Here is a 15,112-nt window from a genome sequence, read left to right on the forward strand (position 1 = left end):
CGTCGCAATCCACACCGAACCGGAAGGCCCTCACCTGTTCAAGATCCCTCAGCCGAGACCTGGCTCACCCGTCCACAACCTCCCGAGACAGAACACCTAGGGCTCCGATGCCCAGGACCACGCCGAAGGCGGTCGCGCCCATGGCGAGGGACCGGACGTGGTTTGTTCCCGCACAGACCGTGTCCCCCGCAGGTCGTGTCGCTTTACGAGGCGACTGGCGACGTGGTCGGTGTCGCATAGCAGCAGCGCATCGTGTCGCTATCCCCGTTCGGAGCTGTGACGAAGGCCATACCCTACTTGCTCTCCTCCCGGCTGCTACAAGATCACTCGGCAGCCGAGCGGCCGCCCGCCGTCGAGCCCTTGCCGCCGCCAGCCGACTACGCCTGTGCGGAACACCTGGAGGAAACCCTGCGATGAAGAACCACGCCCCCTACTTGATCGCCACCGCGCTGCTGGGTTGGATCGCGTACCTCGTGCTGTGGATTGCCCGCGATCCCCAGCATGGCGGCCAGCCCTTGGCGAGGGGGCCCAAGTGAGCCGAAGGACACTATGGGGTGATCTTGATGGGGCGAGGGGCTTCCAGGTCAGGATGGGGAGGCTGTTTCGAGTGCCTGCAGGAGCAGGCCGGGGTCGGGGGTGCCGGCGAATCCGTGTGTAGTTCGGTACACCCGGCAGGCCAGTCCCGCGGGGCGTCCGGGCTCGGCGAACGGGTCTCGCCCGTTGAGCAGGATGGTCGGCGACCCGGTGAAGCCTGCCCGTTCGGCCTGCTGCTGGTCGGTAATGACGCGCCTGGTGACCTCGGTGTCGTGCAAGCCGAGAGTGTCGAGCGCCCGACGCACCTGCAGGACGGCGGGCTCGGCGTTCGGGCAGTCCAGCACTGCCAAGACCTCGACCTTCATCTCTCCAGTATCGCGCGTATCGGGTCCGTGAGGACCGCGCCTGTCGGGGCCCGCCGCGCCGGGCGTTGCCCCTTCGTACGGAGCGGGGAGGGGATCACCGCGGCTTCCTTCAGGGGTCGTTCTCTCCGTACAGCGGTTGTCGGCGAAAAGATCTTGGACAGTGCAGGACCCCGGCGGCAGTGTCCGCCGAGGTCTGCACGTTGCCTCCACTCAGTGCCCCGAGATCCTCGCCCTCGCCCTCGCCCTCAGAGAATCTCGGCGCACTGAAGGGGAACAAGGGCGACCAGAACTACGTCCTGCCCGCCGATGTCGACCCGGCCGAGTACATGAGTGTGAGCATCTGGTGCGACCGTTTCGACGTCTCGTTCGGCGCGGCGGAACTGGCTCTGCCTGACGGATTTTCAACCCAGGGCGTCGGGGACGTGAGCCCCCATCCGCACCGGGATATCGGGTGCCGGAATTCTGAGTCCTGCGGCACCTGGCATCGACGTCGCGGACGAATCCCTACGGCCTCGGTCGTGAGATGACGACGCAGAGCGCGGGAACCGGCAGGAGTACGGGTGTTGGTGTTCAGGGCCTGCTGGCGGCGAAGAAGGGCATGCTGTCGAGGGGGACGATCTCGATGTTCTTGCCGGTGCGCGGTGCGTGGATGGCCTTGCCGTTGCCGACGTACATGCCGTTGTGCTGGTTGTCGTTGTACCAGTAGATGATGTCGCCGGGCTGCAGGTCGGAGCGGGCGACCTTGCGGCCGGCGTCGTACATCTCCTTGACCGTGCGCGGCAGCGAGACCCCCGCCGTGCGCCAGGAGGCGCCCACCAGCCCCGAGCAGTCGAAGGAGTTGGGGCCCGTCGAGCCCCACTCGTAGGGCTTGCCGAGCTGCGCGTACGCGAAGTCGAGCGCGGCCTTGGCGCGGCCGCTCGCCGGGCCGTTGTAGGTGGCGGCGGAGTCGCTGACGCCCGCGGCGGCGTCGTCCCGCTCCTGGTCGGCTTCCATTCTGGCGCGCTGTGCGGCCGTCAGGCTGTTCAGGAGCTTGCGCGCCTTGGTGAGCTTGGCCTGGACCTCGTCCTTTTTCTTGGCGGCCTTGGTACGCGTCTCCTCCAGGTCCTTCAGGCGTTCCTGGGCGGTCTGGCGCTCCTGGGTGAGTTCGCGCTGCTTGGCCTGCATCGCCCCGAGGGCGTCGGCCTGTCGGTTGCTCGTACGGTCGAGCATCTCGGCCTGTTCGAGATAGTCGTCCGGGTCACCGGACAGGAAGAGCTGCACGCTCGGGTCGATGCCGCCGCTGCGGTACTGCGCGGCCGCCAACGGGCCTATCTTCTCCCGCAGTTCGTTGACCTCCTGCTGCTTGCGGGCCAGCCGGTCCCGCGCGCGGTCGGCCTCTCGCTGGAGTTTCTTCTGCTCCGCGCTGATGCGGTTGTACTCCTCTGTGGGAGCCGTGGCCTCCTCGTAGAGCTTCTCCACCTGCTGGCGCACCTCGTCCACCGTGGGCTTGGGGGCCGCCTGGGCCTGCGTCGGCAGGAGGCTGACGGCGCCGGCGGCCATGCCGAGCGTGGCGATCCGGGCGCGGCTGGGCGGCTTCGGCCGACGGTGCGTTCCCATGCTGGGGTGGCTCCTCTGCGCGTCTTTGGACCAAGCAACTGAGCGTGCCCGTCGGATCGGTGCACGGCTGCCAGTGAGCAAGCGCGTTAGAACTTAGTAGTTTAGTAGTTCGTCCCGCAAGTGAGTCCGAATCACACCAGTCTCAGGTGCCGCCGGTCAGCCGAGACCGGGCGGGCACGCGATGACCAGAGGCAGCAGCGGAGTGGTCACGGCCGCGGCGGCCATCGAACCCCGCAGGACGGGGTGCGGGGTCCTGCGCGGCCCCAGGACTCGCTGCAGGCGGATCAGGACGGTCTGACCTCCTGCCGCGAATGCCCCCGCCGGGGCACGGGCCTCCGCCATCTCGTACATGACAGTGGCGAGCGTGTCTTGGGAGTGGCTGCGCAGGGCGCGATCGTCCGCGACCATCTCCAGCAGGAGGGCCGTCTGCTCCCGGGCGTGGCGGGCCAGCGGCAGTCGGCGGAACACGGAGTCGAACGCCTCCACGGCGATCAGTGCCAGGTGATGCCGGCCCGCGACATGGCTTTGCTCGTGTGCCAGCACCGCGTCGAGCTGCTCCGGCGTCAGCCGGCGCACCGCCGCGTCGCTGATCACGATCCGGGGGCGCAGTCCGGGCAGGCAGTAGGCGGCGGGGACGTCGTAGGGCAGGACGGTGGCGTTCAGGTGGGGCGAGTGGCGGCCCACCAGGTCCACGGCTTTGCGGTGTCGTGTGCGTGCCCGGCGGGCTCGTACGAGGTGGAAGGCGAAGCTCGCGGCCAGGGCCACCACGATGGTGGCGGGCAGGGCGACGGCGAGCCGGTCCGCGGTGTCGGGGTCCGGGTGGGCTGATCCCACGTCAAGTCCGCAGGAGTGCAGCAGGCCCACCAGTCCCGCGTGCAGGTGCTCGGTCGGTACGGCCAGGTTGTACGCGGCGAGCGTGGCCGCGATCGAGAACGCGACCGTCAGGGCGTGCCACACCGCCGCCGCCAGGGCGGGCGCGCGGTGCGGCCAGCTGCTGCGCAGCATGAGGTGCGGGGCGACGAAGCCGATGGCTGCGGTGTAGGCGATCAGAACGGGGGCCGCGTTCACGGCTTGTCCTGTCGTCCCACGTTCCGCAGGGCCTTGCGCAGGGCGGCCACTTCCTCCTCGGACATGTTCTCGACGAAGTGGACCAGCGCGGCCGGGCGGTCCTTGCTGGCTCCCAGACCGTCCTCCATGAGCGCGGCGGCGTACGCCTCGCGGCTGCGGACCGGGGTGTACAGCCAGGCGCGGCCCTGCTTGCCGCGCAGCAGCCAGCCTTTGGAGTACAGGATGTTGGTGACGGTCATCACCGTGGTGTACGCGACGGGACGGGTCTTGTTGATGTCGTCGACGACTTCGCGCACCGTCGCCGGACGGTTCCACGTCCAGAGGCGATCCATGATCTCCGCCTCGAGATCCCCCAGCCGCCGCATGGCCCCGACTCCCTTTCACCACCGAATGCGCAAGCGAATACGCAGCGCCATAGTAGACGGGCTCCCTTACAGCTTCCCTCGCGGAGGCGTCCGACGAAGAAGCTCGCCAAACGTCCAGACATCACGCGCTTGCCCTCGGCGCTCCCGACCCTTGTTCATGCTGCGTTCAGTGTGCGCTTCGAGACTTGCCGGTCAGCATGCTCGCAGCATTCGATCGAAGGGCTTTCAGTGAAGGACAAGAACGCCAAGGATCCCGCGCCTTCTGCAGTCTCCAGGCGCCAGTTGGTCAAGTACGCCGGCGTCGGGGCAACCCTGGTCGCGGCAAGCCCGCTGGCGGGGGCCACTCCCGCCGCGGCGGATGACGGTGACACCCACACGCCGGGCGGCGGCTCCCGAAGAAGAGTGTGGCGTGCCGGCGATCACCACGTGCACTCGGAGTACAGCGGCTCGTTCGACACGTCGGCGAACCCGCCGAAGTTCCAGAAGGGCGGCGACGCCGTCTACCCGATCGTCACCAACGCGATCATGGCGAAGCACTTCGGCCTCACCTGGGCGATGTGTACCGACCACGGTGGGCCGACGCACTCGAAGGTGAACCTTGAGCAGGCGTATCCGGACCTGCTGCGCTCACGCGTGCTCGTGCCCGAAATTCTCCAGTTCTGGGGGATGGAGTTCGACGCCCCGGCGCTGGACCACCACACGCTGATGATCCCTCACCACGCGGACGAGGCCCAGCAGTTGTTCGAGCTGGAGAGCCGCTTCGCCGCACGCGACGCCTTCCCCTCCGATCCCGGCCGCAACACCGAGGCCAAGATGATCGAGTTCCTGAAGGCCGCGAAGGACATGCGGCAGAAGCCGCTGGTCATCGCCCATCACGCGGCACGCTCGGCGACCGGCCTCGGCGTCTACGGGCAGGACACGCCGCGCGAGTTCCGCAACGGCAACAACGCCGCACCGGAGATATACGTCGGTTTCGAGGGGGCTCCCGGCCACCAGGCCGGCCCGCTCAACGGCGGCGCGCGCGGCGGCTACGGCAGCTACCCGACCCACGGTGGCTTCGACCAGATGACGGCTCGTGTCGGCGGGCTGTGGGATTCGCTGCTGGGCGAGGGCCGGCGCTGGTGGATCACCGCGACCTCGGACTCGCACGTGCACTGGACGCGCGGCGGCTCCGACTTCTGGCCCGGCGAGTACAGCAAGACCTACGTGCTGGCCAGGCAGGACTACGCCGACATCATGGACGGGCTCCGCAACGGCCGGATCTGGGTCGGCACGGGCGACCTGATCACCAGCCTCGATCTCACGGCCGGCAGCCAGGGCCGGAGTGCGGCCATGGGCGAGACCCTCTCCGTGAGCCGCCGCAAGCGCAGCGACGTCGACATCGAGATCCGGTTCCGGCCGCTTGCCGGCAAGAACGCGAACGGCGACCACCCGGAGGTCCAGCGCGTCGACCTGATCGTCGGTCAGGTCACCGGCCCGACCGCCAACCCCGACTCCGACACCAACCCCACCACGAAGGTCGTGGCGCGGTTCGGCCCCCGCGACTGGCGCAAGCACGGCAACGAGTACGTCATCAAGTACACCCTGCGCAACGTCGAGACCGACCTCTACGCCCGCGTGCGCGGCACGAGCACCGACGAGGCGGAGCCGCTCGCCGACGGACTGGAGAGCCCCTGGGACGATCTGTGGTTCTACTCGAACCCGGTGTTCGTCCAGGTCCGCTAACCCTGTCCCCGCAAGGTGTTTTCGCCCGGCGGCAGTTGACCGCTGTCAGCCGTTCCCTGCGCAATAGCAACCCGCCGGACGCTGCCCGGGCAACGTCCGGCGGGTGGTCCGCGTCCTACAGCAAGTAAGCGTGGGGGAGGGAGAAGGCGATGGATTCAGTCGCCGTGAACGGGGTGCGGCTCGCGTACGAGAGAGTCGGCACCGGGCGGCCCGTGGTCCTGGCGGGCGGGACCGGAATGCCACCCGTCGCCTGGGAGTTCAGTGGCCTGCGCGATGCGCTGGTGGAAGCCGGGCACGAGGTGGTCACCTATGCGGCACGCGGCGTGGCCCCGTCCGACGCGCCCCCCGCCCCCTACACGATGGCGCAGCTGGCAGCGGATCTGGAAGGACTCCTGACAGCCCTGGACATCGGCGAAACCGCGGTCGTCGGCTACTCCCTGGGGGGCTTCACTGCCGAGTTGCTGGCCCGCTCCCGCCCCGACCTGGTGCGCTCGCTCGTACTCATGGCCGGTGCCGGGCCGCTCACCGCCGTGCTGGACGCGGTCCTGCGGGCTGAGGCCGAACTCATCGAGGCCACCGGGACACTGCCGCCCGCCTTCGTCCGGCTCCAGACGCTGCTTTCCACACTGGCACCGTCGGTGCTGTGTGAGGACGAGGAGCAGGTCCGCGGCTGGCTGGACCTGCTCAGCTCACAGGAGCAGGCGTGGACGTCAGCCGAGGGCGAGCGAGGCCAGTCGGCGGCAGCCGCCGACTGGCTGCGTGACGGGACCCGTATGGGCAGGCTCCGTGACATCACGGCACCCGCTCTGGTCGTCTGCTTCGAGCACGACACGTACTTCCCGCCGCGCAGCGGCCAGGTTGCCGCAGACTCGCTGCCGAACTCCCGGTTCGTACACGTCCCGGGTGCGGCCCATGGCGGGCTGCTGACCCATCCGCAGCCCGTCAAGGACCACTGAAGACGCGATGATGTGGCGGTCCGCAGCCTTGGATTGCCGTAGACCGCCACAGGCCACCCCGCTACCGCGCTGCGGAACCACGCTCCTTGAGCATGTCGGCCATCAACTCCATCTCCGACTGCTGGGCGTCGACCATGCCCTGGGCGAGCTTCTTCTCCACCTGGACCTCGCACCGCTGAGCGCAGGCACGTGCCATGGTCACGCCGCCCATGTGGTGGTCGGTCATCAGCTGCAGGTAGAGGACCTCGGCCTGCCGCCCCTTGAGCTTGCCCAGCTGCTCCAACTCACCGTCGGTCGCCATCCCGGGCATCAGAGCCCCGCCCTTGGCCTGGTGCTCACCATGCCCCTGGTCTTTCATCCAGGTCATGTAGCCGTCGACGGAGATCTTCGGCAGCTCCCACAGATCAAGCCAACCGAACAGCATGCCGCGCTGGTTGGCCTGGGTCTGGGCGATGTCGTACGCCAGGCGCCGGACGTCCTCATCGTCCGTCCGGTCGCGGACGATGTAGGACATCTCCACGGCCTGCTGGTGGTGAACGGCCATGTCCCGGGCGAAGCCCGCGTCGGCGGAGTCGACGGCCGGCACCGGGCTGGTGGCAGTGTCGTCGGAGAGAGAGGTGGTCAGCGCCCAGGCGGCCAGCGCCAGCACCACGACGACCGCCGTGGCGATGAGGAACGGTCGCGACGTGGGCCGTGTCGGCATGGAGCCCGCGTCCGCCGTGTCGGTGTCCGTGTCTTCGGTCAGTGTTTCGGTGTCGCTCATGCCGCGCTCAGTCCGTTCGTGCACGCGGCGCCCGGCTCGGGGGTCTGTGCGCCCTGGACGTACTTGGTGAGGAACTTCTCGACCCGGGGATCCGAAGCCTTGTCGACGCTGAGCTGTGTCCCCCATGCGGAGAGCATGATGGTGCCGGCCTGTTCCTTGACCGGGCTCATCAGGGTGTACGGGGTCTTGGCGACCTGCTTGGCCAGTTGCTCCGTGTCGGCGCTGGACGCCTTGTCGTTGTACGTGATCCAGACCGCGCCGTGCTCCAGGGAATGGACCGCGTTTCCGGCGGCGACGGGCTTCTCGTAGACGTCGCCCTGGCAGTTCATCCAGGCGTTCTTGTGGTCACCGCCGACCGCGGGGGTCATCGGGTAGTCGACGTCCTGTTCGACGTGGTTGCGGCCGAGTTTCTTCGCGTCCCAGCTCTTCGTGCCCTGCACGGGCTTCTTGGCCTCGGCGGTTTTCTGCTCTTCCTTTTCATTGGCGCTGTTGAGGGCGTACGCGCCCCAGCCGGCCAGCGACACGACGACGAGCGTGCTGGTCGTGATGGCGAGGATGCGGTTGCGGCGCTCGCGGGCCTTCTCGGCACGGCGCATTGCCTGCACATGAGCCTTGCGTTCAGCGGAGCTGCGGGCGGACTTGCCTGTCTTGGGGGCACCCATGGGTGTTCCTTGTCCCCGCCGCGCGAAGGCACGGCGGTGCTACGAAGGGGGATGTCGGATGGAGGGAGAGCGGCACGGGGAGCCGCCCGGACATCCCGCTACGTCCGCAGCACCTGCAGCACATGGAGGCTCGGCGCCGCGCGGCCCGTCTGCGACACCGCCGCGAGGAGAGGGCCGGTTGGCCTCGATGCGCAGGGCATTTCCGGTAGGACCACCGGGTCGAGCTGGGGTGGTGTGGAGACGACGGCCCCGACATGGTGCGTCGCCGAGACGCAGCAGGTCCCGCCCGCCGGACAGCCGTCCGGCATCGCGGCCCTGGAACCGTGCAACGACGCGCTCGCCTCGGTCGGGGCAACAGCGGTGACCTGCACAATGGGCCCCCGCGTTACATCGTGGTGCCCAACCGCACTCACGCACACGAACAGAGCGGTCAGCGCCGCGGCCAGCCAGCACGCGAGGGCGGCCGATCCCACGGACCTCCGCGCCCTATTGTCGCCGTGTCCCGCTCGGTTCATCGCCGCTGATAGTAACGGCTGTGTGCCGCCGCGTATGCGGGTCCGGTGCGGAAGGTTGCCCCGGCCGCACGACCGTGAATCGGCCGTGCCAGGCTGTCCCGCAGACACATCGCGCCGCGCCGGGACGACGGCACACTGACGCTGCGCGCCTGGTTCTACGAGGTGAACAGCGGCTCGGTGGCGACCTTCCATCCGGATCCGGACGCGTTCCTGCCCCGGTGACAGCCCTGTCAATCCATGCGGACGCAAGGAGACTGAGTGATGCTTCTGGCCGCCGGACTCGACGCCACCGTCGTGAGCGGCTCCCTCCTGCTCGCGCTGCCCATCGCCGGACTCGCCGGCGCCGTCTCCTTCTTCTCCCCGTGCGTACTGCCGCTCGTGCCCGGTTACCTCTCGTACATCACCGGGGTCAGCGGCGCGGATCTTGCCGAGGCCCGGCGCGGGCGCATCCTGGCGGGCACGCTGCTGTTCCTGGCCGGGTTCACGGCCGTGTTCGTCTCGTTCGGGGCCGCGTTCGGCTACGCGGGCAACACGCTGCTGGAGTACCAGGAACCGCTCATCCGGATCCTCGGCGCGCTGACCATCGTGATGGGCCTGTCGTTCATGGGCGTACTACCGGGAATCCGGCGCGAGTGGCGCCTGCACCGGCGCCCGGCGGCCGGCCTGGCCGGTGCCCCGATGCTGGGCGTGCTGTTCGGCCTGGGCTGGACCCCGTGCATCGGCCCCACCCTTGCCGCGGTGCAGGCGCTGGCGTTCAGCGAGGCGAGTGCCGGCCGCGGGGCCGTGCTGACCGTCGCGTACTGCGCTGGGCTGGGACTGCCCTTCCTCGCTGCAGGGTTGGCCTTTCGTAAGACGCTCGGGGTGTTCTCCTGGGTCAAGGCTCACTACCAGTGGGTGATGCGTATCGGCGGCGGCATGATGATCGCGACGGGGCTGCTGATGGTGACCGGCGTGTGGAGCAGTCTCATCAGCCAGATGCAGTCCTGGTCGGCCGGGTTCACGGTGGGCATCTGAAGCGGGCTCTAGCTCTAGCGAGCGTCCTCGGCCGCTGGCTGTTGACGAGGCTGCGCGGGAAGCCGTAGGGCGATGAGGGCCGAAACGGCGAGGCAGACCGCCGCGCTGGTGAGGAAGACGCGGGACACGGCGTCGGTGAAGGCCCCGGCGGCGTGGTTGGTCAGGTCCGCGCCGAGCGGAGGGTCGAGGCGTCGGGCGGTGGCATGGGCCCCGGCGACGCTGTCGCGGGCGGCATCGGCCACCGGCTGGGGAAGGCCCCGCAGATGGGGGTCGAGGTCGCCGGTGTCCACGCCACGGCCTCGACGTGCGCGGGGCCTTCACCCGTCCGCAGCGACTACGTGCTCGGTGCCGCCCTCAAGCAGGGCCCGAGCGGAGGGTGAAGGTGTTCAGGAGCCCTGAGGACAGCGAGGTCACCTGGGTGCCGCGCCGCGCCCCCTGAGCATGTCGGCCATGAGCTTCATCTCCGGGGACCCGGGCGAGGGCGAACAGACGGCGTGACAGGCCAACTGCGCCGTCGCGGCACTCCGAGCCTGGGTATCCGTCAACCTGCGGCGGGCTAGCACGCCGCCGCCCGGCCCGGCCATCGCGGCCGTCGCCGCACCGCGAGCCGGCGCGCCCGCAGCCCGTGCGGCGCGCCGGCCGCCGGGGAGCGGGGCCTGTCGGGCACAGCGGTCGCATGAGTTCGGGCCTTCGGATAGTCAGTCGCGCTCTTGGAAGTGGTGCGGCTGTTCGTCCGTACGCCGTTGGTCGCGTAATCACCCTTCCGCACCCGGGCCCGCCGTTGGGCGGCTCCTATCGCGCCCCTTCGGACCGGTTGTATTTTCGCAGGTCAGGAGCCTGTTAACGGACATGACAACGGTCACCGATGCAGCCTTTGCCCCTTTTGGTCCCTGTGTGTTTCCCTGCCTGGAACAGACATCGTGAAAGGGGCGGGCGGTCATGGGCGGAAACGGTCACAGCCATGGGGTGGGCAGTCACGCGGGAGGCCGGCACCGCTGGCGGCTCGCGGTGTCGTTCGCCATGGTGGGTTCGTTCTTCGTGGTCGAACTGGTCTACGGGCTGCTGTCGGGCTCGCTCGCGCTCCTGTCGGATGCCGGGCACATGGCCGCCGACGTGGTGGCGCTGGGCGCGGCGCTGGTGGCAACCCGGATAGCCACCCGGCCCGACACCACCGGCCGCCGCACCTACGGCTCCTATCGCGCAGAGGTGTTCGCCAGCCTGCTCTCGGTGCTGCTGATGCTCGGCGTGTCGGTCTATGTGGTCGCCGAAGCCATCGGCCGCATCGGCGGCGACGCCGAGGTCGACTCCGGCCCCATGCTCGTCGTGGGCGTGCTCGGCCTGGCGGTCAACGTGGCCGCGCTGCTCCTGCTGCGGTCCGGCGCGTCCGAGAGCCTGAACGTCAAGGGCGCCTACCTGGAAGTCGTGGCCGACACCGCCGGCTCGGTCGGCGTGATTCTGGCGGGCGGGCTGGTGGCCGCCACCGGTCAGCCCCTCTGGGACACCCTGGTCGCCCTCGCCATCGGTGCGTTCGTCGCGGTGCGCGCCGTTGCACTGGGCCGCGAGGTCTTCGCCGTCCTCGGCCAGCACGTGCCGACGGGCATGGACCAGGCCGCCGTGGCCGACGATCTGGCCGCCGTCGGCGGCGTGAAGGACGTGCATGACCTGCACCTGTGGACCCTGACCTCGGGCATGAACGTGGCAACGGCCCACTTGGTGACCGCCGACCGCGCCGACAGCCACGCCGTCCTCGACGAGGCGCGCGACCTGCTGCGCGATCGCCATGGTGTCGCCCATGCCACCCTGCAGGTCGAACCCGCCGAGCACACCGGCTGCGAGCGCGTCGGCTGGTAGAGATGGCCTCTCCAGATGCCTCTGCCCAGAGGCCAGTTGCAATCCGGTGGCCCAGGGGTGCTCGCTGGGTGACTCCTTCGCCCCCGGTTTACGGTGAGGACCTGGGTCGGGGCCGAGCACCTGCCCGGCCCCGTCCATCAGCCACTCGTCGGGGCCGCCGAGTCGTGTCCGCCCTACCTTCCCGATGGGGATGCCCAGACCGTGGGCCGTCCCACGGCCAGAGCGGGCGACCGCCATGTCAGGGCCCACCGGACGATGTCGCCGTCCGATGTACAGGGGTCCGCTGAGGCGTTCGTGCCGGGAATGGGTGGCACTCACGTGCGAGACCGCGGCCAGGGAGACCTCAGTGGTCGGAAGGGCGGTGCTCGCCATGCGCAGCGCGGGGCGGGGCGCCGATAACAGCTCCGGCGTGCGCCCGGGCCGCGGGATCGCGCCGGGACTTGAGCAGGCTGGCCACCGTGGTGACGGCCAGAACCCCGCCGATGACCGCCAGCGACACGGGCGTGGAGATCTCGGGCACCCCGGAGTCGAGGCCGTGCCCCCAGTGCAGGATCAGCTTCACCCCGATGAACGCCAGGATCAGCGCCAGCCCGCTCGACAGGTACACCAGCCGGTCGAGCAGGCCGCTTACCAGGAAGAACAGCGCGCGCAGACCCAGCAGGGCGAAGGCGTTGGCGACGAAGACGATGTAAGCCTGTTCGGTCACTCCGAACACCGCTGGGATCGAGTCCAGCGCGAACAGGATGTCCGTGCCGCCGATGGCGATGAACACCACGAACAGCGGCGTGACCACGCGCCGGCCGTCGATACGGGCCAGCAGCCGGCCACCGACGTAGGTGTCGCTGACCGGCAGCACCCGACGGCAGGAATGCACCAGCACGTTGTTCTCGACGTCGGGGTCCTCGTCACGATGGCGGTACAGCTGCACCGCGGTCCACAGCAGCAGCAGTCCGAAGAGCAGGAACATGAAGGAGAACAGCGACAGCAGCGTTGCTCCCAGGGCGATGAAGATCGCTCGCAGGACCAGGGCGGCGATGATGCCGAAGGTGAGCACCCGCTGCTGGTGCTCACGGGGCACCGCGAACGTCGACATGATGATCACGAAGACGAAGAGGTTGTCGACTGACAGACTCTTCTCCACGATGTAGCCGGCGAAGTACTCGGCGCCGTATTCCCACCCCACCTGAGTGGCGAAGACCAGGCCGAAGACCACCGCCACCGCGATGTAGAAGGCGGACCAGGCGGCCGCCTCCCGGAAGCCCACCGCGTGCGGACGTACCGTGCCCACCACCAGATCCAGGGCAAGGAGCGCCAGGATCACACCGATCGTCAGAGCCCACCCGAGCGCGGTGACCTGCATACCAGACCTCCCATTGGTCTCGTCTTCGTCGGACGCCGCACCATGCCCGCGTCGGACCTGCGCGTCACTTCCACGATCATCTCCGGCCATCACCGGATGCCTGAACATCGAAGTGCCCGACCCGCTGGTAGTCGTCCTCCTGCCATCCGTGATGAGCATTCGCGGCGTCGGAGTGACTGTCTCACCCGCCGGCCGTGGGTGCTCGCCCGCCGGAGCCGGGCCTGGCCCGACCGGATCGCCTGCCGGCTTGCCTACGCGCCCAACGGCACCAAGCCCGAGCGCTTGGGCGGGATCGCCGACGCCGCTGGGCGATCGAATTCGCCCTGCAGTCCGGCGCGGATGGGGTGAGCGCATCGCTGTGGCCGCTGTCGACCGCCAGCCGTGCACATGGGACAGGGCCACCGATGACTCCGAGTGTGCCCGCTGCTGCGCCCGATCGGAGCAGCCGCCTCCGCTGGCGGCGAGGAGCGCGGAGGTGATCGCGGTTCCCACGCGGCCGAGCACAGGGCGGGCAGCCGGGCGTGCGGTCACTGAAGTCCCTTGCGTAGCTGTAGGTTCCGATCTGCAATGTCCTCGGGCGTCGCGCTGACCTCGTGCTTTGGTCAACTGTCCGGACGGCTTGTCAGCGGATTTGTCCAGCCGGTCTGTCGCAGTGGCGAGGAGGTCGAGCGGGAGACCGCAAGGACCCAGTACGTGCCCCGCGACGAAGTCACCTGCGACTGAGCGACCGCCGAGAGATCAGCGCGACCAGGCGGCGCGCTCCCGGGCGGGGATTCGGAACGACCCCGTCGGCGGTACCCGCCGAACCCGGCTGGTTCAGAACCTGGCCCAGGGCCGCGTCCTCGTGGGGGTTCGAACCCGCCCGGGAAGCGCACGCATTTCGGCCGGGGCTGGCCCCCGTGCATCGGCCCGACCCTCGCCGCCGTCCTCAGCCTGTACGTCACCACGGGCAGCGCCGGACGCGGCGCCATACTCGCCTTCGTCTACAGCGTCGGCCTGGGCCTGCAGTTCCTCGTCGCCGTGATCGGCTTCCGGCGCGCGCTGAAGGCGTTCGGGCTCGCGCGCTGTAACGCGCGGGGCATGATGCGGTTCGGTGGAGCGGTGCTCGTCCTCGTCGGAATCCTCCAAGTCAGCGGTATCTGAACGTACTTCACGGGGCAACTGCGCTACGGGTTGGCGGGCGTCCAGCCGTGGCTGTAGCGCCCCATCCGCGAGAAGCAACAACAGCTCGGCCAGGAAACAGCGTCTGGCGGATTCACCTGCCGCTCCACCGGGCCGCTTTCGGCCAGAAAGCGTGCCCAGCAGCACCCAACAGGGGGTGGTCCGCACCCTGGTCGGACACACCGCCCTCGAAGGCGACACCGGGCAGGGATAATTGCCTCAACATGTTCGTCCAGTCTGTCGGTGACCGAACCGTGAAGGGCAGCGCCGTCCGCGCAGCCGCCGTCGCGGTGCTCGGCAGTGCCCTGGCCGCCGGACTTCACCACGCCACGGGCGACTCGCCGGTTTCAGGGCCGGCGGTGGCACTCGCGGCATCCGTACTATTCGTGGGCGCGTTCCTCGCGTTCGCGGTCTGCTCGCCCCGTACGACGGCGCTGCTCCTCGCGGCCGCGCAGGCGGCCCTGCCGATCTGGCTCAACACCACCGAACCGCTGGCTGCTTCGGACGGCCATTACCGGTTGCTGCCCACGTGGCACCACAGCAGTCCGGCCATGGCCGCCCTGAACCTCACGGTGGCCGTGGCGCTGACCTGGCTGTTGAGCAGTGCGTGCGAGTTGCCCGCCCGGCTGGTGAACGCCTGCCTGGAGCCTGCCCGGCAGTGGCTGCTCCGACTGGCCGGCTTCCTCGGACTGCCTCTCCCTCTTCCCTACGAAGCGGTGACGTCCCGTCCCCGAGGGCGAGCCTCGGACATTCCGCTGCTTCCTGTCGCCTGCCTCGTTCTTCGGCATCAGCGCGTGCCGTGCGGGCCGTGAGTTCGGCGTATCGCCGAATCCGTCCGCACGACTCGTGCGACCGGCCCGGAGCCGTGATCGTGCACGGCCCGGGGACCGTTCGCGACCACTGATGTCCTGGAGCGTTTCGCCATGCCCATCCCATTGGCCGGGTGGTGCCCGGACGGTTTCGTCCGTGCAGTCCTGGGATCCGACAGCCCCGCACCCGATGACAGGTACGCACCCGAGCACGAGGATTCCGGCGGAGGTCTGCTCGACTTCCTCGCTTCCACCCAGATGATCCTGCTTATGGTCTTGGGGGTGTTGGCCGTTGTCCTGCTGGTATGGGTGCACTTCATGCACCGCCGGGAGGACAGGAACCTCGACAGGGAGGCTCCTCGCGGTCC

The 15,112-nt window shown here is 69.2% G+C and carries 14 protein-coding genes and 2 pseudogenes; 8 read left to right on the plus strand and 8 right to left on the minus strand.

Annotated elements, in window-relative coordinates; all coding sequences use genetic code 11:
- Positions 1-413: 413 nt before the first annotated feature.
- Positions 414-536 (plus strand): hypothetical protein, encoded by a 123-nt coding sequence (locus ACIGO6_RS31655; protein ID WP_258404859.1) that lies wholly within the window; start codon positions 414-416, stop codon positions 534-536.
- 48 nt (positions 537-584) lie between these two features.
- Here the strand turns inward: ACIGO6_RS31655 and ACIGO6_RS31660 are convergent, their stop codons facing one another.
- A complete protein-coding gene (locus ACIGO6_RS31660) occupies positions 585-899 on the minus strand; it encodes a hypothetical protein (protein WP_024127536.1) in 315 nt (104 codons plus the stop codon).
- 251 nt (positions 900-1,150) lie between these two features.
- Between ACIGO6_RS31660 and ACIGO6_RS31665 the strand changes: the two are divergent.
- Positions 1,151-1,285, plus strand: a pseudogene (locus ACIGO6_RS31665) (DM13 domain-containing protein); the annotation flags it as partial.
- A gap of 184 nt (positions 1,286-1,469) precedes the next feature.
- On the opposite strand, the gene ACIGO6_RS31670 reads toward ACIGO6_RS31665, so the two are convergent.
- From ACIGO6_RS31670 to ACIGO6_RS31680, 3 genes are all read right to left on the minus strand, one after another.
- Positions 1,470-2,495, minus strand: a complete 1,026-nt coding sequence (locus ACIGO6_RS31670) for a C40 family peptidase (protein ID WP_024127538.1) — start codon at positions 2,493-2,495, stop codon at positions 1,470-1,472.
- A gap of 156 nt (positions 2,496-2,651) precedes the next feature.
- Complete coding sequence (locus ACIGO6_RS31675; protein ID WP_024127540.1) at positions 2,652-3,563, minus strand: M56 family metallopeptidase; 912 nt, start codon at positions 3,561-3,563, stop codon at positions 2,652-2,654.
- On the minus strand, positions 3,560-3,928 hold the full coding sequence (locus ACIGO6_RS31680) for a BlaI/MecI/CopY family transcriptional regulator (RefSeq protein ID WP_024127539.1): 369 nt from the start codon (positions 3,926-3,928) through the stop codon (positions 3,560-3,562). The genes ACIGO6_RS31675 and ACIGO6_RS31680 overlap by 4 nt, the downstream gene beginning before the upstream one ends.
- Positions 3,929-4,156: 228 nt before the next feature.
- Between ACIGO6_RS31680 and ACIGO6_RS31685 the strand changes: the two genes are divergently transcribed.
- On the plus strand, positions 4,157-5,653 hold the full coding sequence (locus tag ACIGO6_RS31685) for a hypothetical protein (protein ID WP_024127541.1): 1,497 nt from the start codon (positions 4,157-4,159) through the stop codon (positions 5,651-5,653).
- A gap of 149 nt (positions 5,654-5,802) precedes the next feature.
- Positions 5,803-6,609 (plus strand): alpha/beta fold hydrolase, encoded by an 807-nt coding sequence (locus ACIGO6_RS31690; RefSeq protein WP_024127542.1) that lies wholly within the window; start codon positions 5,803-5,805, stop codon positions 6,607-6,609.
- Positions 6,610-6,670: 61 nt separating this feature from the next.
- On the opposite strand, the gene ACIGO6_RS31695 is transcribed toward ACIGO6_RS31690, so the two are convergent.
- Together ACIGO6_RS31695 and ACIGO6_RS31700 are read right to left on the minus strand one after the other, a co-directional pair.
- Entirely contained in the window at positions 6,671-7,312 is a 642-nt protein-coding gene (locus ACIGO6_RS31695) for a DUF305 domain-containing protein (protein WP_234048916.1), read from the minus strand.
- Positions 7,313-7,368: 56 nt separating this feature from the next.
- Complete coding sequence (locus ACIGO6_RS31700; protein WP_024127544.1) at positions 7,369-8,034, minus strand: DUF3105 domain-containing protein; 666 nt, start codon at positions 8,032-8,034, stop codon at positions 7,369-7,371.
- Between the two features lie 776 nt (positions 8,035-8,810).
- On the opposite strand from ACIGO6_RS31700, the gene ACIGO6_RS31705 reads away from it, so the two are divergent.
- Positions 8,811-9,563, plus strand: a complete 753-nt coding sequence (locus ACIGO6_RS31705; RefSeq protein ID WP_024127546.1) for a cytochrome c biogenesis CcdA family protein — start codon at positions 8,811-8,813, stop codon at positions 9,561-9,563.
- A 14-nt stretch (positions 9,564-9,577) separates the two neighbouring features.
- Here ACIGO6_RS31705 and ACIGO6_RS31710 read toward each other — a convergent pair whose 3' ends face one another.
- A complete protein-coding gene (locus ACIGO6_RS31710; protein WP_024127547.1) occupies positions 9,578-9,853 on the minus strand; it encodes a hypothetical protein in 276 nt (91 codons plus the stop codon).
- A gap of 649 nt (positions 9,854-10,502) precedes the next feature.
- Between ACIGO6_RS31710 and ACIGO6_RS31715 the strand changes: the two genes are divergently transcribed.
- A complete protein-coding gene (locus ACIGO6_RS31715) occupies positions 10,503-11,414 on the plus strand; it encodes a cation diffusion facilitator family transporter (RefSeq protein WP_024127548.1) in 912 nt (303 codons plus the stop codon).
- Between the two features lie 343 nt (positions 11,415-11,757).
- Here the strand turns inward: ACIGO6_RS31715 and ACIGO6_RS31720 are convergent, their stop codons facing one another.
- Positions 11,758-12,774, minus strand: coding sequence for a TerC/Alx family metal homeostasis membrane protein (locus ACIGO6_RS31720; RefSeq protein ID WP_193460129.1), 1,017 nt, complete (start codon positions 12,772-12,774; stop codon positions 11,758-11,760).
- A gap of 888 nt (positions 12,775-13,662) precedes the next feature.
- Here ACIGO6_RS31720 and ACIGO6_RS31725 point away from each other — a divergent pair.
- Together ACIGO6_RS31725 and ACIGO6_RS31730 are read left to right on the plus strand one after the other, a co-directional pair.
- A pseudogene (locus ACIGO6_RS31725) lies at positions 13,663-13,917 on the plus strand (cytochrome c biogenesis protein CcdA); the annotation flags it as partial.
- A gap of 242 nt (positions 13,918-14,159) precedes the next feature.
- On the plus strand, positions 14,160-14,747 hold the full coding sequence (locus ACIGO6_RS31730) for a hypothetical protein (RefSeq protein ID WP_024127551.1): 588 nt from the start codon (positions 14,160-14,162) through the stop codon (positions 14,745-14,747).
- Positions 14,748-15,112 lie beyond the last annotated feature (365 nt).

Origin of the sequence: Streptomyces sp. NPDC053750, from assembly GCF_044544295.1 — a bacterium.
In the GTDB taxonomy this organism is placed as follows: domain Bacteria; phylum Actinomycetota; class Actinomycetes; order Streptomycetales; family Streptomycetaceae; genus Streptomyces.